This is a genomic window from Streptomyces sp. NPDC027962 (assembly GCF_055566095.1).
This window is the reverse complement of sequence record NZ_JBVHTA010000011.1, coordinates 1-20,130: the sequence shown is the minus strand read 5'-3', so window position 1 is coordinate 20,130 and position 20,130 is coordinate 1. Positions and strand designations below refer to the sequence as shown.

Below are 20,130 nucleotides of genomic sequence, written 5' to 3'. Positions count from 1 at the left end.
TTCAGACTCCGGCGGGCGCAGGGGTTTCGGACAGGTCCGCGGGCGAGGCCAGGTGGCCCAGCACCGCGGTGGCGGCGGCGACCTGGGGCGAGACGAGGTGCGTACGGCCGCCCTTGCCCTGCCTGCCCTCGAAGTTGCGGTTCGAGGTGGACGCGGAGCGCTCCCCGGGAGCCAGTTGGTCGGGGTTCATGCCGAGACACATCGAACAGCCCGCGTGCCGCCATTCGGCTCCGGCCTCCTTGAAGACCTTGTCCAGGCCCTCCTCCACGGCCTGCAGCGCGACCCGCACCGAACCGGGCACGACCAGCATCCTTACGCCGTCGGCGACTTTGCGGCCGTCCAGGATCGAGGCGGCGTTGCGCAGGTCCTCGATGCGGCCGTTGGTGCAGGAGCCTACGAAGACGGTGTCGACCTTGATGTCGCGCAGCGGCTGTCCGGCGGTCAACCCCATGTACTTCAGGGCGTTTTCGGCGGCCAGGCGCTCCGAAGCGTCCTCGTACGAAGCCGGGTCGGGGACGTCGGCCGACAGCGGCGCGCCCTGGCCCGGGTTGGTGCCCCAGGTGACGAACGGGGCGAGTTCACTGGCGTCGATGAGGACCTCGGCGTCGAAGACCGCGTCGTCGTCGGTGCGCAGCGTCTGCCAGTACTCGACCGCCGCGTCCCACTCGGCGCCCTTGGGCGCGTGGTCGCGGCCCTGCAGGTAGTCGAAGGTGGTCCGGTCCGGGGCGATCATGCCCGCCCGGGCGCCGGCCTCGATCGACATGTTGCAGATGGTCATCCGGGCTTCCATCGACAGTTTCTCGATGGCGGAGCCGCGGTACTCCAGGACGTAGCCCTGGCCGCCACCGGTGCCGATCTTCGCGATGATCGCGAGGATCAGGTCCTTGGCGGTGACGTCCTCGGGCAGTTCGCCCTCGACCGTGATGGCCATGGTCTTGGGGCGGGCCATGGGCAGCGTCTGGGTGGCCAGCACATGCTCCACCTGCGAGGTGCCGATACCGAAGGCCAGCGCGCCGAAGGCGCCGTGGGTGGAGGTGTGCGAGTCGCCGCAGACCACGGTGGTGCCGGGCTGGGTCAGACCCAGCTGGGGGCCCACGACGTGGACGACGCCCTGCTCGACGTCGCCCAGCGGGTGCAGGCGTACACCGAACTCCGCGCAGTTCTTGCGCAGGGTCTCCAGCTGCGCGCGGGACACCGGGTCGGCGATGGGCTTGTCGATGTCGAGGGTCGGGGTGTTGTGGTCCTCGGTCGCGATGGTGAGGTCGAGGCGCCGGACCTGGCGGCCGCTGAGCCGCAGACCGTCGAAGGCCTGGGGGCTGGTCACCTCGTGCAGCAGATGCAGATCGATGAAGAGGAGGTCGGGCTCGCCCTCGGCGCGCCGGACGACATGGTCGTCCCAGACCTTCTCCGCGAGTGTCCTACCCATCGCTTTCCCTCCGGCCGGCTGTGCTGCCGACGCATCTAGAGATCTTGTGCACTGCCCGTTGGTCCGCGGGCCGCAACTACAGCGTGGCAAGTTCCGGAGAAAATTGAACTTGCGTTTCACAGAGTGAGACGTGAGTATCGTTGCATGGACAACTCTAGCGGCGTCGGCGTTCTCGACAAGGCGGCCCTCGTCTTGAGCGCCCTGGAGTCCGGTCCGGCCACCCTCGCGGGGCTGGTCGCGGCCACTGGACTCGCACGACCCACGGCACATCGCCTCGCCGTGGCACTGGAACACCACCGTATGGTGGCGCGGGACATGCAGGGCCGGTTCATCCTCGGTCCGCGGCTGGCGGAGCTCGCCGCCGCGGCGGGCGAGGACCGGCTGCTGGCCACCGCCGGCCCCGTGCTCACCCATCTGCGCGACGTGACCGGCGAGAGTGCGCAGCTCTACCGCCGGCAGGGAGACATGCGCATCTGCGTGGCGGCGGCCGAGCGGCTGTCCGGACTTCGGGACACCGTGCCGGTCGGCTCCACGCTCACCATGAAGGCCGGCTCTTCGGCCCAGATCCTGATGGCCTGGGAGGAGCCGGAGCGGCTGCACCGCGGCCTCCAAGGGGCACGCTTCACGGCGACGGCCCTGTCCGGCGTACGGCGCCGGGGCTGGGCCCAGTCAATCGGTGAGCGCGAGCCGGGCGTGGCCTCGGTCTCGGCCCCCGTGCGCGGCCCCTCCAACCGCGTGGTCGCGGCCGTCTCGGTCTCCGGACCGATCGAGCGCCTGACCCGCCACCCGGGCCGTATGCACGCGCAGGCGGTCATCGACGCCGCCGGACGCCTCAGCGAGGCGCTGCGCCGCAGCGGCTGATCCGCCACCTCTGACGTCCATGTCCGGCCGGCCCCTTCAACGCCGCAGGGGCCGGCCGGAGGTGTTCGCGCCCGGCGCCGGGTGCGTGTTCGCGCCCCGTCGGCGGCTGCGGTGTTCGCGCCCGGCCGCCGGGTGCAGCATGGAAGTACCGGCAAGCGACGGAGGTGCAGCAGCGATGACCGAGTTCATGGACGTACACCGTGGCATGAAGGGCATTACGAACGACCAGCTGATGGAGGCGCACCGCGCGGACCTGGCGATCGAGAGCGAGGAGGGCGTGCACTTCAAGCAGGCGTGGGCGGACCCGGACACGGGCACCGTCTACTGCCTCTCCGAAGGACCCTCCGCGGATGCCGTGCAGCGCATCCACGAGCGCTCGGGCCACCCTGCGGACGAGATCCACCCCGTACCGCTCACCATCTGAACGTTTCGCCAAGGCCTCCGCCGTCCCGGGTTCGGCGGAGGTCTCGTCGTGTCCGCTCAGACCCGGAGCCGGTCCTGCGCCTGGACACCGTGCCGCAGCGAGGCCGTGCCGTAGGCCCTGCCGAGGCCGTAGGGCGGCATGTCGCCGTAGAACGCCTCGTACGACCCGTCGGGCACGACATACGTCTCGTGCCAGATGCCGACGTGGAGCTTGCTCTTGCGCGCCAGCCGGTTGATCCGGCCCCACCACGGACGGTGCCGTTTGTCGGGTGCGGCCGCGTAGGCGAGCAGCTTCTCCTTCGACTCCCAGTACTGGACGACGTAGAACGTCCGCGGTGAGCCGGTCAGCACGATGTGGTGGAGGAGTCCGAGGGAACGGTCGGCGCTCAGCTCCCTCAGCATCATCGGCATCGCGAAGACCACCGGAAGCCAGCGGTGCACCGCCCACAGGTGGTTGATCCGGACGCCGATGAGAAAGACGACGACATCGCCCGATGCCGCGGCCGTGGTGCGGCCGGGCAGCGTCTTGGTGCGCATGATGACCCCCAGGTCTATTGGATAGTGTCACTACCCATGATTGGATAGTCGCACTCTCCAATGAAGGGTGCAAGGGGATGCGGCTCTCGGAACTGAGCGAACTGAGCGGGGTCTCCACCGCGACGATCAAGTACTACCTGCGTGAGCGGCTACTGGCGGCGGGCCGGCGCGTCACCGCCACCCAGTCCGAGTACGACGAGAACCATCTGCGCCGGCTGCGCCTCGTCCGGGCGATGATCCAGGTCGGCCGGATCCCCGTGGCCACTGCCCGCGAGGTGCTCGCCCATGTCGACGACGACTCGCTCGGGCTCACCATGCGACTGGGAGCGGCGACGTGGGCACTGCCGCAGCTGCCGGAGGGCCCCACCGACGATCCGGCCGCGGCGGACGCGAAGCGCGAAGTCGAGCGGCTGCTGACGGAGCTGGGGTGGGACAGCGCCCGTGAGATCGGCGACCTCTCCCCCGTCTACCGGTCTCTCGTGACGTCGATCGCGACGCTCAACCGGCTCGGCTATGTCGTCCCGATCCCCGAACTCCTTCTGTACGCACGCCAGATGGAGCAGATCGCGGTGTACGAGATGGACCACCTGGAGACCCTCCCCGAGGGCGCCGAGCGGGTGGAGACGGCAGTGGCCGCGCAGGTGTTGTACGACCCGCTGCTGCTCAGCCTGCGGCGCCTCGCTCTCGAGGTGGAGACCGCGCGCCGGTACGGCATCGAGTAGTGGCCCCGGAAAGGCCGAACCGGAAACGCCGAAGGGGCCTTCCGACTGCTCGGAAGGCCCCTTCGGACTCTGTACCCCCGACCGGATTCGAACCGGCGCTACCGCCTTGAGAGGGCGGCGTGCTAGGCCGCTACACAACGGGGGCATGCATCCTGCGACGCGCTGGGCTACCAGGACTCGAACCTAGACTAAATGAACCAGAATCACTCGTGCTGCCAATTACACCATAGCCCATGGTGGTTTAGACCAGTACCCCCGACCGGATTCGAACCGGCGCTACCGCCTTGAGAGGGCGGCGTGCTAGGCCGCTACACAACGGGGGCCCTAGCGATCCTGCATCGACGTCAGCGGGTGCGACCCTGATGACATCGCGGGAAGGATCTGTACCCCCGACCGGATTCGAACCGGCGCTACTGCCTTGAGAGGGCAGCGTGCTAGGCCGCTACACAACGGGGGCTTTGCAGATAAGCTCTGCGAGCTGGCCTACCAGGACTCGAACCTAGACTAACTGAACCAGAATCAGTCGTGCTGCCAATTACACCATAGGCCACCAAAACTCAACCCCCAGCTGGGGGTTTTGTTCGGTCTGCGCTTCCGGCTCCCGGGTTTCGGCCCGCTCCCCTTGGCGCAGGAAGAACATTACCTGAAGGTGGACGGCGCTCCAAAACGGGTATGGCAGCGCAGCAGCGCCGGGAGCTCGTCGAGACCGGTGATCCGGATCAGCTCCGGGCGCCCTCCGAGCCCCGTGCGATCGAGCCAGATACCTGCCAGCCCCGCCTCGACGGCGCCGCGGGCGTCGATGTCGGGCTGGTCGCCGACGTACGCGACCTCGGAGGGAGCCAGTTCCATGGCCTCACAGGCCGCCAGGAACGCGCCGGCATCGGGCTTCGAGATCCCGATCTCGAGGGCGCACACCACGACCTCGAAACGGTCCCTCACACCGAGCGTGCGCAGCTTGCGCTCCTGGTTGCGGAGGCTCGAGTTGGACAGGATCCCGTGACGGTAGTCAAGCGCGAGAAGATCCAGGACGCGCACCGTGTCGGGGAAGAGCGCCCACGCCGCCTCGTAGTGCACGACATGGCGCCCGAACCACTCGTCGGCCTCGGCGTCGCTCATGCCCGGCTTCCCGAGGAACTCCCGGACCCGGTCCCGCCGCTGCCCCTGGAAGTCGGTGAGCCCGTCGGCGACCCGGACCCAGTGGACGTCGGTGATCCGCTTCCATGCGACGAGGGCCTGCTCGACGGTGTCGTAACCGTCGGGCAGGCCCTCGTTCTCGAGATGCTTGCTCATGCCGATCCGGTCCGCGCTCGCGTAGTCGAAGATCGTGTCGTCGATGTCCCAGAGGACCGCGCGAATCGGCATGCCGCCGAGCTTAGGCCGCCAGCTTCGCCAGCGCCGCGTCGATGCGGGAAAGCGTCTTCTCCTTGCCCAGGATCTCCAGGGACTCGAAGAGCGGCAGGCCCACCGTGCGGCCGGTTACCGCGACGCGGACCGGTGCCTGGGCCTTGCCCAGCTTGAGGCCGTGCTCCTCGCCGGCGGCCAGGACGGCCTCCTTGAGCGACTCGGGGCTGGTCCAGTCCGCGGCCTCGAGCCTCGCGCGAGCGGTGGTCAGCAGCGCCACCGGGTCGCCCTTCATCGCCTTCGTCCAGGACGTCTCGTCCTCGACGGGCTCGTCCCGGAAGAGGAAGTCGACGTTGGCGGTGATGTCGGAGAGGACCGTCAGCCGGGTCTGGGCGTGCGGCGCGATGGCCTCCCAGGCGGCGCGGTCGAAGTTCTCCGGCGCCCAGTTGGCGTGCGGGGCCTGCAGCCAGGGCTCACAGGCCTCGGTGAACGCCTTCACATCCAGCATCCGGATGTGATCGGCGTTGATCGACTCGGCCTTCTTCAGGTCGAAGCGCGCCGGGTTGGCGTTGACGTCCGCGAGATCGAACTTCGCCACCATCTCCGGGATGGTGAAGATGTCCTGGTCGGCGGAGAAGGACCAGCCGAGCAGCGACAGGTAGTTGAGCAACCCCTCGGGGAGGAAGCCGCGCTCCCTGTAGAGGTTGAGGGATGCCTGCGGGTCGCGCTTGGAGAGCTTCTTGTTGCCCTCGCCCATGACGTACGGCAGGTGACCGAAGGAGGGGATCTCCTTGGCGATGCCGAGCTCGATCAGCGCCTTGTAGAGGGCGATCTGGCGCGGGGTGGAGGAGAGCAGGTCCTCGCCGCGCAGGACGTGCGTGATCTCCATAAGCGCGTCGTCGACGGGGTTGACGAGCGTGTAGAGGGGGGCACCGTTGGCGCGCACGATGCCGTAGTCCGGGACGTTGTCCGGGGTGAAGGTCAGCTCGCCGCGCACCAGGTCGGTGAAGGTGATCGGCTCCTCGGGCATCTTGAAGCGCACGATCGACTCGCGGCCTTCCGCGTCGTACGCGGCGCGCTCGTCGGCGGTCAGCGTGCGGCACTTGCCGTCGTAGCCGGAGGGCTTGCCGACGGCGCGGGCGGCGTCGCGGCGGGCCTCGAGCTCGAGGGCCGTGCAGTAGCAGTGGTACGCGTAGCCGCCGGCGATCAGCTTCCCGGCGACGTCCTTGTAGATGTCCATCCGCTGGGACTGCCGGTAGGGGCCGTGCGGGCCGCCTGCTTCGGGGCCCTCGTCCCAGTCGAGGCCGAGCCAGCGCATCGAGTCGAGCAGCTGGTTGTACGACTCCTCGGAGTCGCGGGCCGCGTCGGTGTCCTCGATGCGGAAGACCATGGTGCCGCCGTTGTGCCGGGCGTAGGCCCAGTTGAACAGGGCGGTGCGGACCAGGCCCACGTGGGGGTTGCCGGTCGGGGACGGACAGAAACGTACGCGGACGGATCCGTTAGCCACGCTTGATCACCTTGTTGGTGAGAGTGCCGATGCCTTCGATGGTGACGGCGACCTCGTCGCCGACGTTGAGCGGGCCGACCCCCGCGGGGGTGCCCGTGAGGACGACGTCGCCCGGGAGCAGCGTCATGGCCTCGGTGATGTGCACGATCAGGTCCTCGACGGAGCGGACCATCTCGCTGGTGCGACCCAGCTGGCGTTGCTCGCCGTTGACCGTGCACTGGATGGTCACGTCGGCCGGGTCGAGGTCGGTCTCCACCCAGGGGCCGAGCGGGCAGGAGGTGTCGAAGCCTTTAGCCCGGGCCCACTGCTTCTCGCGCTTCTGCGCGTCACGTGCGGTGACGTCGTTGGCGCAGGTGTAGCCGAAGACGACGTCCTTGACACGTTCGCGCGGGACCTCGCGGCACATGCGGCCGATGACGACGGCGAGCTCGGCCTCGTGGTGCAGCTCGTTCGAGAACGACGGGTACTCGATGGCGTCGCCGGAGCCGATCACCGAAGTGGTGGGCTTGAAGAAGGCGACGGGTACGTCGGGGACCTCGTTGCCGAGCTCCGCCGCGTGCTCCGCGTAGTTGCGGCCGATGGCCACGACCTTGTTGGGGAGCACGGGCGGCAGCAGACGGACCTTGCTCAGCGGGACCTTGGTGCCGGAGAGCTCGAAGTCGGCGTACGGAATGCCCTTGATGATGTCGAGGAGGAGGGCACCCGATTCAACGGACCCTTCGCCCTCGACCGCGCCGAAGGCGACATTGCCGTCGATGGAGAACCTGGCGATGCGCACGGGATGCTGTCGCCCCTCACTTCTTGGTCGCTGGCCGGAGACTGACGCTCCAGGCTAGCGCGGCCAGGGCCGCGCCTTCGTCCGCGTTACCCCTGGAGAGGGTCCGGTGAGTCCGCTCCGGTCGGCAATGGCCCGCGTCTGCTGAGCGGACCGGGCTGCGGCCGCGGGACGCCGGTCCGCCACCGGGGCCCCGCAGACGACCGGGCCGGCCCCGTGCCGCCGCGCTCTCGAGCGGGCCCGCAACCGGGGGCGAGTGAGCCGAAGGGGCGCGCGGGTGCCGAAAGGAAGAACGCGCGGAGGTCCCGAGGAACGAGGGACCGAGCACGATCGACCGTCGACACCCGCACAAAGCGCCCCGGAGGAGAACCGGGCCTCAAGAAGAGAGGGGCGCGTCCATGAGGACCGTGCGGCGGGGGTTGGCCGTCTGGGTGGGAAGATCGAGCGAGTGCTCCTGCTGCTCCGGCGCCTGCAGTGCGTCCGCGTCCTCGAGGTGGGCGAGGGTGGTGCGCCGGGGGTTGGCTATGTTGCGGAACATCGTGGTCGTCTTCATGTGTGGTGTCTGACCTTGTCGGTGTGCGGCGCTCAGGGGAGCGCGGTTGACGGACTGCCCATCCTTGTAAAGCGTCAGGCTAAACATCCAGTTCCCACCGAAAGACAGGAAGACTCAATGATCAGCGTGTGAGTTTGCTCACGAGATGAGCGACTATTCCGGCAATTCGGTCCCTTGATCAGGGATCCCGAAGCGGACATTAGGCCACGGAGCGCATCATTCCGCTCCTGATCATCGCGACTGGGACACCCCCCACCCCTAAGTGACTCGTGGCGTAAAGTCCGTTTTCACCGAGAACGACTTCTACGACTTGTGACCCGGCGCTTACAGCGTGTCATCCAGGTCACAGGCCGGTACATGGCCCTTGTTGGAGATCCGGCACTGTGCTGGAATTCCACGAACCGCCGCGGGTTTCAGGCCGGCGCGCAAGGGCGCAACGCAGCGCCGAGTTGCGGCGGAGAAGGGGGAGCAGCGCCGGTCACTCACGACCACCATGGGGCGCGATCGACGCCCCACGACGCCGACACCGTCCCGCTGTGCAAGCGGAGGGACGCCTGGTCCAGAGGTTGCGACGCTAGTGCAGGGACGTTTCAAGAGGGATGGCTCGGGTTCTCCCCCGGCCCGCCAGGGCCGCGGGGAAGCTGCGGCGGAACAGGAGCCGCGCGGCGGGATCGACCGCGGCTCCTCGGCCCAGCACACCCACAACCAGGGACCGGCGGCGCCCGGTGACGGCGGCGAGCGCTCAGCGCGCCACGGCGGCAAGGCGTCCGGTGCCAAGACGTCGGGTGCCAAGACACCTCCGGGCGACGCGGCGAATGTTCCGCCGACACCCAAGGGCGCCAAGGACACCGGTTCGCGAATAGCCCTGCGCAACTGGCGCATCAGCACGCGCCTGGTGTCCCTGCTCACCCTGCCGGTCGTCGCGGCGACCACACTGGGCGGACTCCGCATCAACGAGTCCATGGACGACATGAAGCAGCTGGATCACATGCAGCTGCTCACGAAGATGACCACGGAAGCGACCGAGCTGGCGCACGCGCTCCAGCAGGAGCGCGACCTGTCCGCCGGCCCGCTGGCCAACGGCGCCGCCGACACCGACTTCAAGGTCTCCGGGCCCCGCACCCAGACAGACCGCGCGAAGAAGGCCTTCCTCGAGGCCACCCGCTCGATCCCCAACAACGACGACGACCGCGCCCTGGAGAGCATCCGCGGCAACGCGAACCAGATCGCCGTCCAGGTCAACAACCTGAGCAACATCCGGGACTCGGCATACGACCAGAAGGTCCCGAACTCTCAGACGGTCGAGAGCTACAGCCGTCTGATCGAGTCGCTGCTGTCCCTCTCCCAGGACATGGCGCAGGCGACCAGCAACCCGGAGATGATCAAGCGGACCCGCGCCCTGGCGGCCTTCTCCTCCGCCAAGGAGTACGCGTCCATCCAGCGCGCCATCATCGCCGCGGCCCTGCCCGGCGGTGCCGACGCCAAGACTCCCGGCCTCACCGAGAACGACCGACTGTACGGCCAGGCAGCGCTGGAGAACGGTGAGTCCGAGCTCAACAGCTTCCGGTCGATCTACGAGTCCACCGGCGGCGACGCCGAGGAACTGACGACCACGCTCAACAGCGAGAACCCGACGATCACGGCGGCCGAGCAGTACGCGAAGCGTGTGCTGGAGAACAAGGACGGCCTCAAGCAGCTGAAGCCGACCCGGTCCCACCTCGACTGGACGGACGACTACTCGGTCCGCATCAACGCGATGAAGACCATCGAGCAGACGCTGCTCGGCCAGATGGAGGGCGAGGCCCGCGAGCTGCGCGAGGCCTCCCAGCGCGACGCGATCATCAACGGTGCGCTGATCCTCATCGTGCTCGGTGTGTCCCTCGTCGGCGCCTTCGTCGTGGCCCGCTCCATGATCCGATCGCTGCGCCGGCTGCAGGACACCGCGACGAAGGTCGCCCAGGACCGTCTGCCCGAGCTCGTCAAGCAGCTCTCCGAGTCCGACCCGCAGGACGTCGACACCTCCGTCGAGTCCGTCGGTGTCCACTCGCGCGACGAGATCGGCAAGGTGGCCGCGGCCTTCGACGACGTGCACCGCGAGGCCGTCCGGCTCGCCGCCGAGCAGGCCCTGCTGCGGGGCAACGTCAACGCGATGTTCACCAACCTCTCGCGCCGGAGCCAGGGTCTTATCCAGCGCCAGCTCTCGCTCATCTCCGAGCTGGAGTCCCGCGAGGCCGACCCGGACCAGCTGTCCTCGCTCTTCAAGCTCGACCACCTCGCGACCCGTATGCGCCGTAACGGCGAGAACCTCCTCGTCCTCGCGGGCGAGGAGCCCGGCCGCCGCTGGACCCGCCCGGTCCCGCTGGTCGACGTGCTGCGCGCCGCCGCATCCGAGGTGGAGCAGTACGAGCGCATCGAGCTCGCCTCCGTTCCGGCGACCGAGGTCGCGGGACGCGTTGTCAACGACCTCGTGCACCTGCTCGCAGAGCTGCTGGAGAACGCGACCTCGTTCTCCTCGCCGCAGACCAAGGTCCGCGTCACCGGTCACGCACTGCCCGACGGGCGGGTCCTGGTCGAGATCCACGACACCGGCATCGGCCTCTCCCCCGAGGACCTCGCCGCGATCAACGAGCGGCTGGCGTCGCCGCCCACCGTGGACGTCTCGGTCTCCCGCCGCATGGGTCTGTTCGTGGTCGGCCGTCTGTCCCTGCGGCACGGCATCCGTATCCAGCTGCGTCCCTCCGACTCCGGTGGTACGACCGCGCTCGTCATGCTGCCCGTCGACGTCGCCCACGGCGGCAAGAAGGCTCCCGCCAAGCCGGGTGCGAGCAGCCAGGGTGCCGTTCCTCAGGGCTCCGGCGGCGCTCCGGCCGGTCTCGCCGGGCGTCCCGGCGGCGGCCGTCCAGGCCTGGGCGGCGGAAAGGGCGGCCCGCTCGGCGGTGCCTCCTCCCCCACGTCCTCCGGCATGGGAGCCACCGCCGGAGGACGGCCGGCCGCCGGTGCGCCGCGCGGTCAGGTCGGTGCCGGTTCGCCGCCGCCTGCCGCGCTGCCGGGCCGCGACGGCTCGGGCCGCCCGGCCCAGGGCCAGCAGAACCAGGGACAGCACGCCCAGAACCAGCAGGGCCAGGGCCAGCACCCACAGAGCCGTTCGACGCAGGACGCTTCGCGTCAGGGCGGCGCTTACGGCACCCCCGGCCGCGGCGCGCACAGCGCTCCGCCCCGTAACGAGGCTCCCCACAACGGTTTCCAGAACGGTGCGACCGGCGCTGCCGACCGCGGCCGGCAGCTGCCGGCACCCGGTGGCCCGCGCGCGGAGCTGCCCGGCGGCGCGCCCGCACCGAGGCGTGACGAGCCGGTCCCGCCGCGTCCGCAGCGCCCGCAGACCACCAGCTGGGGCAGCGAGCAGCCGTCGCAGCCGCAACGCCCCTCCGCGGACATGCCGCGGGGTCACGAGGACCACGACGCCTCTCGTGGCCCGGGCGCGACGGCCGAGTTCGCACGTCCGGACTTCCACGCCGGTCCCCCGCAGGCCGAGCGCCCGGCGGGACCGTCCGCGACCGGCCAGTTCGTGCGGCCCGACGTGTACGGGACCTCCAACACGCCCAATGCGTCCGGCAGCAACGGCCAGTACGGCCGGCCGGCCGCTCAGGACCCGGCGGCCACCGCGCAGTTCGCCCGCCCCGAGCTCGGAGCGCCGCAGCAGCCCGCGCCGCGCCGGCGTGACGAGTCCGGTTTCGCGCCCCCGCGTCCGCAGGCAGGTCTGCCCGCGCCGCAGCAGCCGGAGGCGCTGCCGCCGGCCGGTCCCGGCGACGGCCGCACTCCGCTGTACGACACCCTGGAAACCAACTGGTTCCGTGGTGCACAGGGCGGTGGCCAGTCCACCGACCAGCCCCAGGCGCCGGCCGAGCCCTCCGCTCAGCCGATGCCGCAGCGTTCTCCCGCGCAGAGCCCGGCGAACCCGGGCAACGCGCCCCAAGCGAGCGGTGCCTGGCGCTCCTCGCCCAACGACGAGTTGGTGCGTCAGGCCGAGCGGGTCAGGAAGCCCGCGGCCGGCGGCGTCACCACCTCCGGTCTGCCCCGCCGTGTCCCGCGTGCCAACCTCGTGCCGGGTACCGCGCAGGAGCAGAACCACCAGGCCGGTCCGCAGGTTTCGCGCGCGCCCGACGATGTGCGCGGCCGACTGACCAATCTCCGCCGGGGTATCCAGCAAGGCCGTCAGCAGAACAGCTCGACGACCGGCAGCTTCAACCCCGGCCCCTCTCACCAGCAGGAGCGTTAGTTGAGTCCGATGAGCCAGGCGGCGCAGAATCTGAACTGGTTGATCACCAACTTCGTGGACAACACCCCAGGGGTGTCCCACACGGTGGTGGTCTCCGCCGACGGTCTTCTGCTGGCGATGTCCGAAGGTTTCCCGCGCGACCGCGCCGATCAGCTGGCGGCCGTGGCCTCCGGTCTGACCTCGCTGACCGCGGGGGCGTCCCGGATCTTCGAAGGCGGTCCGGTCAGCCAGACGGTCGTGGAGATGGAGCGCGGCTTCCTCTTCCTGATGTCCGTCTCCGACGGTTCCTCGCTGGCCGTGCTCGCGCACCCGGACTGCGACATCGGCCTCGTGGGCTACGAGATGGCGCTCCTGGTGGACCGTGCGGGCAGCGTCCTCACCCCGGACCTGCGCGCCGAGCTCCAGGGGAGCCTTCTGCACTGAGACTTCGCCCCGAGCCGAACCCCACTGACCGGCTCGACCCCCGCCAACGCACCGTCACCAGCACGGCCGCCCAAGGCCCCCCACCGGCCCCATCAGACGGCACAGCCGACCACTTGCTGTCACGCCCGGAGGATTCATGACCCCGCCCCCCGCCTCTCACGATCCGTACGGCGCCTCAGTCGACGCGTACGGAGACGAGGGCGACCAACCGCTGGTGCGGCCGTACGCCATGACCGGCGGACGGACTCGGCCGCGGTACCAGCTCGCCATCGAGGCGCTGGTCAGTACGACGGCCGATCCGGCGCTGCTCGCCGGCCTGCTCCCCGAGCACCAGCGGATCTGCCACCTGTGCCGGGAGGTCAAATCGGTCGCAGAGGTGTCGGCGCTGCTGTCGATGCCGCTCGGTGTCGCGCGGATCCTTGTCGCGGACCTGGCGGAGGCCGGCATGGTGGCGATTCACCAGCCGGGCAACGGAGAGGCCGGCGGCACGCCGGATGTGACACTGCTCGAAAGGGTACTCAGTGGACTTCGCAAGCTCTAGCGGCGGTGCTGCCCGATCGACCACCAGCGCGAAGATCGTGGTGGCGGGCGGCTTCGGCGTGGGCAAGACCACGTTCGTAGGCGCCGTCTCGGAGATCAACCCGCTGCGTACCGAAGCCGTCATGACCTCCGCGTCCGCGGGCATCGACGACCTCACCCACACCGGCGACAAGACGACGACGACCGTCGCCATGGACTTCGGCCGCATCACCCTCGACCAGGACCTGATCCTGTACCTCTTCGGCACCCCCGGACAGGACCGCTTCTGGTTCATGTGGGACGACCTCGTCCGCGGCGCCATCGGCGCCGTCGTCCTCGTCGACACCCGCAGACTCGCCGACTGCTTCCCCGCCGTCGACTACTTCGAGAACTCCGGCCTCCCCTTCGTCATCGCCCTCAACGGCTTCGACGGACACCAGCCCTACAACCCCGAAGAAGTCCGCGAAGCACTCCAGATCGGCCCGGACACCCCGATCATCACCACCGACGCCCGCCACCGCGCCGACGCCAAGAGCGCCCTCATCACCCTCGTCGAACACGCCCTCATGGCACGACTCAAGTAGAATGCTCAAGTAGACGGTGCAGTACGGCAGTTGTCGTAGTTGCCGCCAGGGCGGGCTGTGTCTTTTGACACGGCCCGCCTCCGTGTTCATAACATTTCGACAGAGAATTCCAGCACAGCGGACACCCGGTGCACACGGGCGGTGCCGCTGCGCTCACATGTGCACCGCTATTTGCCGCGTCTCGTTGTTTATGCCCGTTTTATACGAGGCGTGCGCCACTCGGAATCACAGATTCCGAGTGTTTGGAATGGGGCCGTCGACGTGCTGGAATTCGTCGAACTGCCGAGTAGTACGGCTCTGAACGAAACACGGCACAGCGTAGGTGCCGACGCCGAGAGGTTGTTGGTCGAGTGAGGCGAAGCATGACGAGCTCCGCAGAGCAGCAGGCGCGGGGCAACTTCACCCCGCCGTCGCGCACAGCGGCGTCGCCTGCGGATGCGTCGGGAGCTTCCGGCCCTTCCCCGGCCGGCAGCGAATCGGGCAGTGGCACCGGCGGCAGCTCCAGCCGGCTGTCCCCGCGCAACTGGCGGGTGCCCACCCGCCTGAACGCGATTCTCCTCATACCCGTGCTCGTCGGTCTGGTGATGGGCGGGTTCCAGGTCAAGCAGTCGATCGACACCTGGAGCGAGGCGCAGGACGCGGAGAAGACGGCGCTGATCGTGCGCGCCGCCTCCGAGTACGGCCAGGCACTGCTCAACGAGCGTGACCTCACCGCGCAGCCCCTTCTCCTGGCGACGAGCGAGGACGCCCGCAAGGCGGCCGTCGTCACCGAGGCGTACGAGACCACGGACGCGGCCAAGGCCAAGTTCGACCAGGCCGTTCAGGACATGCCCGAAGGGCAGGGCCTCGAGCGCCGCCTCACCCTCTTCCGGCAGGAGGAGCCGGGCCTCGCGAAGCTGCGCGAAGTCGCCTACACCAAGGCGCTCGACCCGGTGAAGACCGAAGAGGGCTACGTCAAGATCCAGCACGTGCTGATGGAGTTCTCCAACGAGCTCGGCCTGGGCACCGGCAACGTCACCAGCTACGGCCGCACCGTCTACGCCGTCCAGCTCGCCAAGGCAGCCACGTCGCTGCAGCGCTCGATCGGCATGCACCTCCTGGTGCGGCCGAGCAAGGACACCGGCGTCCTCGCCCAGCAGAAGGTCGCCTTCAACTCGTACAACTACCTCGAGCAGATCGCGATCGGCGAGTACGTCTCCGGCGGTACGGAGGACGACACCGCGCGGCTCAAGGAAGTCATGACCGACAAGGCCACCGAGGGCGGCAAGCGCCTCGCGGCCGCAGGCCTGAACCCGCCCAAGGGCGCGGACGGTTCCGTCTTCACCGGCATGGCCACCGCGATCGGATCAGGCGCGACCCCCGAGAAGCTGCGCGGACAGGACGTCACGACGGAGACGTGGATGGGCGCCGCGACCGCCAAGTTCGACGGTTACACCGAGATCGAGAAGGACCTCGTCGACCGGGCCGTGGGAGAGGCCGTGGCGATCTCCGACGACGCCAAGTCGGACGCCGTCCTCAACGGCCTCATCGTCGTCATCGCCCTGCTGACCGCCTTCATCCTGGCCGGCCTCATGGCCCGCCAGATGAGCCGCTCGATGCGCCAGCTGCGTACCGCCGCCTTCGGTATCGCCGAGCAGCGCCTGCCGATGCTCGTCGACCAGCTGTCCCGCACCGAGCCGGGCCGGGTCGACACCCGCGTCCAGCCGATCCCGATCGACACCCAGGACGAGATCGGCGAGGTCGCCCGCGCCTTCGACCAGGTCCACCGGGAGGCCGTCCGGCTCGCCGCCGAGCAGGCCATGCTCCGCGGCAACGTCAACGCGATCTTCACCAACCTCTCGCGCCGCAACCAGTCGCTGATCGAGGGCCAGCTGACCCTCATCACCGACCTGGAGAACAACGAGGCCGACCCGGACCAGCTGGAGAACCTCTTCCGCCTGGACCACCTGGCGACCCGTATGCGCCGCAACGGCGAGAACCTCCTCGTCCTCGCCGGCGAAGAGCCCGGCCGCCGCTGGAACCAGCCGGTGCCGCTGGTCGACGTGCTGCGCGCCGCCTCCTCCGAGGTGGAGTCCTACGAGCGCATCGAGCTCACCGGTGTCCCGGAGACGGACATCCACGGCCAGGCCGTGACCGACCTCGTGCACCTGCTGGCCGAGCTCCTGGAGAACGCCACCACGTTCTCCTCGCCGCAGACCAAGGTCCGCGTCACCGCCACCCGGCTGCCCGACGGCCGCGTGATGGTCGAGATCCACGACAAGGGCATCGGCCTCACCGCCGAGGACTTCGCGGACATCAACCACAAGCTGGCCAACCCGCCGACCGTGGACGCCGCCGTCTCGCAGCGCATGGGCCTCTTCGTGGTCGGCCGGCTCGCCGACCGGCACGGCATCCGCGTCCAGCTGCGCCCCTCCGGCGAGCAGGCCGGCACCACCTCGCTGGTCATGCTCCCCGACGCCATCACCCACGGTGGCGGTGGCGAGGCGCTGCCCGAGGACGACTTCACGGTGTCGCAGATCATCCCGGAGCAGCGCGCCTTCGAGCAGCCTGCCTTCGAGTCCGCCCCGATGCGGACCGCGGCAGAGCTCGGCTTCGACGACTCCCGCTACGAACAGCCCTCCGACGACTCCGCCGCCCAGCTCGACCCCGTGGGCCGGTCCCTGATGCGCGAGGAGCGCCGTGCGGCCCTGGAGGCCCAGGCGCAGGGCGGCGAGCGGCCGCTGTACCGCGACGAGGTGTCGTACGGTCAGGAGCAGGAGCCGCAGCAGGAGTACGGCTCCGAGTACGACCGGCAGCAGTACGCCGACCAGGGCTACGCACAGCAGGACCAGCAGCCGATGTACGACGAGTACCAGGGCACCTACCAGGACGGCTTCCAGGCGACCGGGGGCTACCCCGAGCACCAGGAGCGTCAGGAGCAGTACCCGGACGCATATGCGGAAGCCACATACCAGGCTCCGCAGGACTCCGAGCAGCAGTACGACGGTCAGTACGACTCCCAGCCCCACCAGGCCGAGTGGGCCGATCAGAGCGGTCACCAGAGCGCGTACGAGGCGGATTACCGGACCGAAGCGGAATCTTCGCCGGGCGCTCCCGCGAATGCTCCGGAACGCGTAGGCTTCGAACGTCCGGGACCGTCTCCGTCTTCGAGCAGCAGCCACGAGCTGACCAATGCGGGCCTTCCCCGGCGCGGCAGCAGCCAGCAGCCGCCGGCGCAGCAGACACAGGCGCAGGAGCAGTGGCAGCGGCCCGCCGAACAGGCTCCGTCCGGTCAGCAGAGCGGACAGGCCGCGGACGGCGCCAACGGGTTCACTGGCGGCCGCTCCGACTCCAACGGCTTCGGTGGCGGCGGCTCGGACTCCGACCCCGACGGGTGGCGTTCGACGAACGACGAGCGCTGGCAGCGGGCGGAGAAGCTCCGCGACCCGAAGGCGGGCGGGGTCACCTCGTCCGGTCTTCCCCGGCGGGTTCCCAAGGCCAACCTCGTCGAGGGCACGGCCGAGCAGACCCCGCAGGGCGGCCCACAGGTCTCCCGCGCGCCTGAGGACGTACGCGGCAGGTTGAGCAACCTGCGGCGCGGCGTCCAGCAGGGACGCAGCGCGGGAACGGACACGAACGGACCGGGCTTCGGCCCGGGCAGTACCTACAACCAGGAGCGTTAGTGTGAGCCCGATGAGCCAGGCGGCGCAGAATCTGAACTGGTTGATCACCAACTTCGTGGACAACACCCCAGGGGTGTCCCACACCGTGGTGGTCTCCGCCGACGGACTCCTGCTGGCGATGTCCGAAGGTTTCCCGCGCGACCGCGCCGATCAGCTGGCGGCCGTGGCCTCCGGTCTGACCTCGCTGACCGCGGGAGCGTCCCGGATCTTCGAAGGCGGTGCCGTCAGCCAGACGGTCGTGGAGATGGAGCGCGGCTTCCTCTTCCTGATGTCCATCTCCGACGGCTCCTCGCTGGCCGTACTGGCCCACCCCGACGCCGACATCGGCCTCGTGGGCTACGAGATGGCACTCCTGGTCGACCGTGCGGGCAGTGTCCTCACCCCCGACCTGCGTGCGGAGCTCCAGGGAAGCCTGCTCAACTGAGTGCTCAATTGAGCGATTGGCTTCTTGACCATTAGACAGACAGTGCGTTTCACGCCACCGCACCGTTAAGGTGCGGTGGCGCGGGCTCCACAGGGACAGGAACCGGCGACAGGCAGTCGGAGGAGGAAACGTGGCAACACCCCCAGGCGGACGCCCTTACGAGGGCGGTCACCAACCGCCGCACGGTGAGCACGCAGACAACCGGTTCAACTTTCCTTCGACGCCGGGCAGACAGGGCGCGCAGCAGCCTTACCAGCAGCCGCAGTCGCCGTACGACCCGTCGTACGGACAGCCGTACCAGCCCCGGGTCCAGCCCGTGGCCCCGCGGCGGTCCCCGGAGCCTTCGACCCCGTCGTCGTCCGGCTCCGGCTCGGGTCCCGGCACGCACAACCCGCTGGTGCGGCCGTACGCCATGACCGGCGGACGGACCCGGCCGCGGTACCAGCTCGCCATCGAGGCGCTGGTCAGTACGACGGCCGATCCGTCCAGGCTGCAAGGGCAGTTGCCCGAGCACCAGCGGATCTGCCGGCTGTGCTTCGAGATCAAGTCGGTCGCCGAGATCTCCGCACTCCTCACCATCCCCCTCGGCGTTGCCCGGATCCTCGTCGCCGACCTGGCCGAGGCCGGACTCGTCGCCATCCATCAGCCCGGCGGCGACGAGTCCGCCGGCGGCCAGCCAGACGTGACACTGCTCGAAAGGGTGCTCAGTGGACTTCGCAAGCTCTAGCGGCGGTGCTGCCCGCTCAACCACCAGCGCGAAGATCGTGGTGGCGGGCGGCTTCGGCGTGGGCAAGACCACGTTCGTAGGCGCCGTCTCGGAGATCAACCCGCTGCGTACCGAAGCCGTCATGACCTCCGCGTCCGCGGGCATCGACGACCTCACCCACACCGGCGACAAGACGACGACGACCGTCGCCATGGACTTCGGCCGCATCACCCTCGACCAGGACCTGATCCTGTACCTCTTCGGCACCCCCGGACAGGACCGCTTCTGGTTCATGTGGGACGACCTCGTCCGCGGCGCCATCGGCGCCGTCGTCCTCGTCGACACCCGCAGACTCGCCGACTGCTTCCCCGCCGTCGACTACTTCGAGAACTCCGGCCTCCCCTTCGTCATCGCCCTCAACGGCTTCGACGGACACCAGCCCTACAACCCCGAAGAAGTCCGCGAAGCACTCCAGATCGGCCCGGACACCCCGATCATCACCACCGACGCCCGCCACCGCGCCGACGCCAAGAGCGCCCTCATCACCCTCGTCGAACACGCCCTCATGGCACGACTGCGGTAGCGCGTTCGCGGGCAGGTCCCCTGTGCCCTGTGAACCGGCCCCCAAGGCTCCTGTGGAGCCTCGGGGGCCGGTTTCGTGCGGGCGGTCCGTGGTCACGGACCGGCGGGGCCGCGGGGGCTGTTCCCCATCCGCCCCTTCCCGCTGTACCGATGCGCGGCCCCGCCGCGTGGCGGGGCAAGCCCCGGACCCCGGTACCGCGCTGCGCGTGGTGTCCTCAACCGCCGGCGGGCTGAAATTGCCGCTACGCGGTCGATCCGGCCCGCTCGGACACTCTCCCCTTACAGCCTTCGGGCCGTGGGAGGCGGCCCGGCCGGACGGGCAAAGTCAGCCCCGCCGGCGATTGAGGCGCGGGTTCGGGGCGGCGCCCCGCGAGACCGGCAGGCTCCAGCCCGGGCCCCACGCCGCCAGGCGTGCGGGCGCGCACGGGAATGCCCCGCACACCAAGTGGTGATGCGGGGCATTCCGGGGTCAGGGCGTCAGCCCTGCCAGCTGTGGGAGGGGCGGAAGCCGCGCTGGCGTTCCAGGCGGCGCCAGCCCGCCGAGGTGCGGCCGCGGTGGGTCGGGGCGGCGGCGTCGGGCTGGGCGGAGGCGCGGGCAAGCAGGACCGCGGTTATGGCCGCCAGCTCCTCGGGGTCGGCGTTGCCCTTCTCGACGCGGAGAAGAGAGGACGAGTCGCTCGGAGTGCTCATGGGTGGGCTCCAGTGGTCGCAGAGTTACTGCGGGGGGTTGCCGTGTTTGCGGGAGGGCAGGTCGGCGTGCTTGGTGCGCAGCATCGCGAGGGAGGCGATGAGGACCTCGCGGGTTTGTG

Annotated in this window: 18 protein-coding genes and 5 tRNA genes; 11 read left to right on the top strand and 12 right to left on the bottom strand. The window is 69.5% G+C overall.

Annotation, left to right across the window (positions count from 1 at the left end; all coding sequences use genetic code 11):
* Position 1: 1 nt before the first annotated feature.
* A complete protein-coding gene (gene leuC / locus ACZ4SA_RS12980; RefSeq protein WP_468273196.1) occupies positions 2–1,426 on the bottom strand; it encodes a 3-isopropylmalate dehydratase large subunit in 1,425 nt (474 codons plus the stop codon).
* 144 nt (positions 1,427–1,570) lie between these two features.
* On the opposite strand from leuC, the gene ndgR reads away from it, so the two are divergent.
* Both ndgR and ACZ4SA_RS12970 read left to right on the top strand, forming a co-directional pair.
* Complete coding sequence (ndgR, locus tag ACZ4SA_RS12975; RefSeq protein ID WP_058942291.1) at positions 1,571–2,287, top strand: IclR family transcriptional regulator NdgR; 717 nt, start codon at positions 1,571–1,573, stop codon at positions 2,285–2,287.
* Positions 2,288–2,462: 175 nt separating this feature from the next.
* Positions 2,463–2,711, top strand: coding sequence for an SCO4226 family nickel-binding protein (locus ACZ4SA_RS12970; protein WP_468273193.1), 249 nt, complete (start codon positions 2,463–2,465; stop codon positions 2,709–2,711).
* A gap of 56 nt (positions 2,712–2,767) precedes the next feature.
* Here ACZ4SA_RS12970 and ACZ4SA_RS12965 read toward each other — a convergent pair whose 3' ends face one another.
* The gene (locus ACZ4SA_RS12965) at positions 2,768–3,247 is read right to left on the bottom strand and encodes a DUF4188 domain-containing protein (protein WP_468273190.1); all 480 of its coding nucleotides are present in this window, start codon (positions 3,245–3,247) and stop codon (positions 2,768–2,770) included.
* Positions 3,248–3,324: 77 nt separating this feature from the next.
* On the opposite strand from ACZ4SA_RS12965, the gene ACZ4SA_RS12960 reads away from it, so the two are divergent.
* Positions 3,325–3,969, top strand: coding sequence for a MerR family transcriptional regulator (locus ACZ4SA_RS12960; RefSeq protein WP_468273188.1), 645 nt, complete (start codon positions 3,325–3,327; stop codon positions 3,967–3,969).
* A 72-nt stretch (positions 3,970–4,041) separates the two neighbouring features.
* On the opposite strand, the gene ACZ4SA_RS12955 is transcribed toward ACZ4SA_RS12960, so the two are convergent.
* From ACZ4SA_RS12955 to ACZ4SA_RS12915, 9 genes are all read right to left on the bottom strand, one after another.
* Positions 4,042–4,114 (bottom strand) — tRNA-Glu (locus ACZ4SA_RS12955).
* Between the two features lie 17 nt (positions 4,115–4,131).
* A tRNA-Gln gene (locus ACZ4SA_RS12950) sits at positions 4,132–4,203 on the bottom strand.
* A 16-nt stretch (positions 4,204–4,219) separates the two neighbouring features.
* Positions 4,220–4,292: transfer RNA gene (locus ACZ4SA_RS12945), tRNA-Glu, on the bottom strand.
* A gap of 61 nt (positions 4,293–4,353) precedes the next feature.
* A tRNA-Glu gene (locus ACZ4SA_RS12940) sits at positions 4,354–4,426 on the bottom strand.
* Between the two features lie 21 nt (positions 4,427–4,447).
* Positions 4,448–4,519: transfer RNA gene (locus ACZ4SA_RS12935), tRNA-Gln, on the bottom strand.
* An 89-nt stretch (positions 4,520–4,608) separates the two neighbouring features.
* Positions 4,609–5,331 (bottom strand): HAD family hydrolase, encoded by a 723-nt coding sequence (locus ACZ4SA_RS12930; RefSeq protein WP_468273186.1) that lies wholly within the window; start codon positions 5,329–5,331, stop codon positions 4,609–4,611.
* 10 nt (positions 5,332–5,341) lie between these two features.
* Positions 5,342–6,817: a glutamate--tRNA ligase gene (gltX, locus tag ACZ4SA_RS12925; protein WP_468273184.1), complete on the bottom strand. Its 1,476-nt coding sequence runs from the start codon at positions 6,815–6,817 to the stop codon at positions 5,342–5,344.
* Positions 6,810–7,595, bottom strand: a complete 786-nt coding sequence (locus ACZ4SA_RS12920; protein ID WP_468273182.1) for a fumarylacetoacetate hydrolase family protein — start codon at positions 7,593–7,595, stop codon at positions 6,810–6,812. The genes gltX and ACZ4SA_RS12920 overlap by 8 nt, the downstream gene beginning before the upstream one ends.
* A 373-nt stretch (positions 7,596–7,968) precedes the next feature.
* Positions 7,969–8,145: a hypothetical protein gene (locus ACZ4SA_RS12915; protein ID WP_468273179.1), complete on the bottom strand. Its 177-nt coding sequence runs from the start codon at positions 8,143–8,145 to the stop codon at positions 7,969–7,971.
* A gap of 577 nt (positions 8,146–8,722) precedes the next feature.
* On the opposite strand from ACZ4SA_RS12915, the gene ACZ4SA_RS12910 reads away from it, so the two are divergent.
* The 8 genes from ACZ4SA_RS12910 to ACZ4SA_RS12875 all read left to right on the top strand — a co-directional run bounded on the left by ACZ4SA_RS12910 (position 8,723) and on the right by ACZ4SA_RS12875 (position 19,322).
* Positions 8,723–12,421, top strand: a complete 3,699-nt coding sequence (locus ACZ4SA_RS12910) for a sensor histidine kinase (RefSeq protein WP_468273177.1) — start codon at positions 8,723–8,725, stop codon at positions 12,419–12,421.
* A gap of 9 nt (positions 12,422–12,430) precedes the next feature.
* Positions 12,431–12,844 carry a roadblock/LC7 domain-containing protein gene (locus ACZ4SA_RS12905; protein ID WP_005311457.1) on the top strand — a complete coding sequence of 138 codons (414 nt, stop codon included), beginning with the start codon at positions 12,431–12,433 and terminating at the stop codon, positions 12,842–12,844.
* A gap of 136 nt (positions 12,845–12,980) precedes the next feature.
* A complete protein-coding gene (locus ACZ4SA_RS12900) occupies positions 12,981–13,385 on the top strand; it encodes a DUF742 domain-containing protein (protein WP_356637980.1) in 405 nt (134 codons plus the stop codon).
* On the top strand, positions 13,366–13,947 hold the full coding sequence (locus tag ACZ4SA_RS12895; RefSeq protein WP_159686641.1) for a GTP-binding protein: 582 nt from the start codon (positions 13,366–13,368) through the stop codon (positions 13,945–13,947). Before ACZ4SA_RS12900 ends, ACZ4SA_RS12895 begins: the two co-directional genes overlap by 20 nt.
* 350 nt (positions 13,948–14,297) lie before the next feature.
* Entirely contained in the window at positions 14,298–17,609 is a 3,312-nt protein-coding gene (locus ACZ4SA_RS12890) for a sensor histidine kinase (protein ID WP_468273175.1), read from the top strand.
* Between the two features lie 10 nt (positions 17,610–17,619).
* Positions 17,620–18,033, top strand: coding sequence for a roadblock/LC7 domain-containing protein (locus tag ACZ4SA_RS12885; RefSeq protein ID WP_376688985.1), 414 nt, complete (start codon positions 17,620–17,622; stop codon positions 18,031–18,033).
* Between the two features lie 130 nt (positions 18,034–18,163).
* Positions 18,164–18,760, top strand: a complete 597-nt coding sequence (locus ACZ4SA_RS12880) for a DUF742 domain-containing protein (protein ID WP_468273172.1) — start codon at positions 18,164–18,166, stop codon at positions 18,758–18,760.
* On the top strand, positions 18,741–19,322 hold the full coding sequence (locus ACZ4SA_RS12875; RefSeq protein ID WP_050791473.1) for a GTP-binding protein: 582 nt from the start codon (positions 18,741–18,743) through the stop codon (positions 19,320–19,322). The genes ACZ4SA_RS12880 and ACZ4SA_RS12875 overlap by 20 nt, the downstream gene beginning before the upstream one ends.
* A gap of 476 nt (positions 19,323–19,798) precedes the next feature.
* Here the strand turns inward: ACZ4SA_RS12875 and ACZ4SA_RS12870 are convergent, their stop codons facing one another.
* Entirely contained in the window at positions 19,799–20,011 is a 213-nt protein-coding gene (locus tag ACZ4SA_RS12870) for an acyl-CoA carboxylase subunit epsilon (RefSeq protein ID WP_468273169.1), read from the bottom strand.
* Between the last annotated feature and the right edge of the window lie 119 nt (positions 20,012–20,130).

Excerpts from the sequence above, each read along its gene's own strand:
- ACZ4SA_RS12870 (WP_468273169.1), bottom strand. The coding sequence starts at position 20,011 with ATGAGCACTCCGAGCGACTCGTCCTCTCTTCTCCGCGTCGAGAAGGGC.
- ACZ4SA_RS12930 (WP_468273186.1), bottom strand. The coding sequence starts at position 5,331 with ATGCCGATTCGCGCGGTCCTCTGGGACATCGACGACACGATCTTCGAC.
- ACZ4SA_RS12965 (WP_468273190.1), bottom strand. The coding sequence starts at position 3,247 with ATGCGCACCAAGACGCTGCCCGGCCGCACCACGGCCGCGGCATCGGGC.
- ACZ4SA_RS12905 (WP_005311457.1), top strand. The coding sequence starts at position 12,431 with ATGAGCCAGGCGGCGCAGAATCTGAACTGGTTGATCACCAACTTCGTG.
- ACZ4SA_RS12970 (WP_468273193.1), top strand. The coding sequence starts at position 2,463 with ATGACCGAGTTCATGGACGTACACCGTGGCATGAAGGGCATTACGAAC.
- ACZ4SA_RS12900 (WP_356637980.1), top strand. The coding sequence starts at position 12,981 with ATGACCCCGCCCCCCGCCTCTCACGATCCGTACGGCGCCTCAGTCGAC.
- ACZ4SA_RS12915 (WP_468273179.1), bottom strand. The coding sequence starts at position 8,145 with ATGAAGACGACCACGATGTTCCGCAACATAGCCAACCCCCGGCGCACC.
- ACZ4SA_RS12885 (WP_376688985.1), top strand. The coding sequence starts at position 17,620 with ATGAGCCAGGCGGCGCAGAATCTGAACTGGTTGATCACCAACTTCGTG.
- ACZ4SA_RS12960 (WP_468273188.1), top strand. The coding sequence starts at position 3,325 with ATGCGGCTCTCGGAACTGAGCGAACTGAGCGGGGTCTCCACCGCGACG.
- leuC (WP_468273196.1), bottom strand. The coding sequence starts at position 1,426 with ATGGGTAGGACACTCGCGGAGAAGGTCTGGGACGACCATGTCGTCCGG.
- ndgR (WP_058942291.1), top strand. The coding sequence starts at position 1,571 with ATGGACAACTCTAGCGGCGTCGGCGTTCTCGACAAGGCGGCCCTCGTC.